Annotated in this window: 1 protein-coding gene; it reads left to right on the top strand. The window is 42.5% G+C overall.

Annotation, left to right across the window (positions count from 1 at the left end; all coding sequences use genetic code 11):
- Nucleotides 1-1,268: transposase (locus GQR52_RS20325; protein WP_165729613.1), on the top strand; the 1,268-nt coding region annotated here is incomplete at both ends.

Genomic DNA, 1,268 nt, shown 5'->3' on the forward strand with positions numbered 1-1,268 from the left:
GCTGAGCAAATTTTGCCTGGCACCTTTGAGTATGCCCTTTGTTATATTGTCGAAAATAAACTCGACTTATCGGGCTTTGACGCGTGGTACAACAATGACAAAACGGGCGCGGCGGCGTATCCACCTTCGGTAATGCTAAAGATTATTTTACTGGGCTATGCACATGGTTTGATCAGTAGCCGTCGAATTGCTAAAGCGTGTGAGACGAACATTTTATTTATGAGTGTGTCGGGAGATATCCAGCCGCATTACACATCAATAGCAGGCTTCGTTGCTAAAATGCATGAACAGATTGAGCCGATTTTTACGCAAGTGCTGATGATATGTGATGAGGAAGACTTGATAGGCCGCAACATGTTTGCCATTGATGGGTGTAAATTAAAGTCCAATGCGAGTAAAGAGTGGAGTAGCACATTCGATGAGTTAGGTCGCAAAAAAGCAAAACTAGAACGCGCAAGCAAACGTATTATTGAACGCCACCAATCACAAGATGGACTGGGCGAAGAATTGATAACTCAGGATTTAAAACAAAAAGAAAAGCTAGATAAAAGTGCAGATAAAATCACCGAGTTTTTAGCCACTCACGAAGAGAAAACAGGCAGTAAAGGCAAGCCTGTTAAAAGTAATATCACTGATCCAGATAGTGCAAAAATGACGACCTCAAAAGGCACAATCCAAGGTTACAACGGCATCGCGATAAACGATGATAAACACCAAATTATCCTGCAAGCACAAGCGTGGGGCTCAGTAGGCGAGCAACAAACTTTACAGCCAGCCGTTGCACAATTAAAACAGCAACTCGCTAAACTCAATACAGAAAAAATGGAAGATGAGCATACCATCAAATTCACCGCAGACAGTGGGTTTAACAGCGAAGTAAATCTTGAATTTATGGCGCAAAGTGGGTTCGATACCTACATTGCGGACAACCAATTTAGAAAACGAAATCCATTGTTTAAAGCCAGCGAAACATACGAAACAGAGCAAGAAAAGCGCCGACTAAAACGCAGCAAAGGCAAGCCACGATTATTTACCTCAGACGATTTTCATTATGATGAGGCAACGCAAACATGCCGCTGCCCTGCAGGCAATGCCATGTGGCGAAGCGGAGTTAATGTAAACAGCCATAACCAACAATACATACGATTCTGCGGTTACTTAAAAGATTGCAAAGTATGTCCACTACAACAACAATGCATGCGAAAGCCACCCATTAAAACGGGGCGACAAGTACAGTTTATAAATAATGAATCACGCAAAAAGCTGAG

This window comes from Pseudoalteromonas sp. 31A1 (genome assembly GCF_011378815.1).
GTDB classification, from domain to species: Bacteria; Pseudomonadota; Gammaproteobacteria; order Enterobacterales; family Alteromonadaceae; genus Pseudoalteromonas; species Pseudoalteromonas arctica.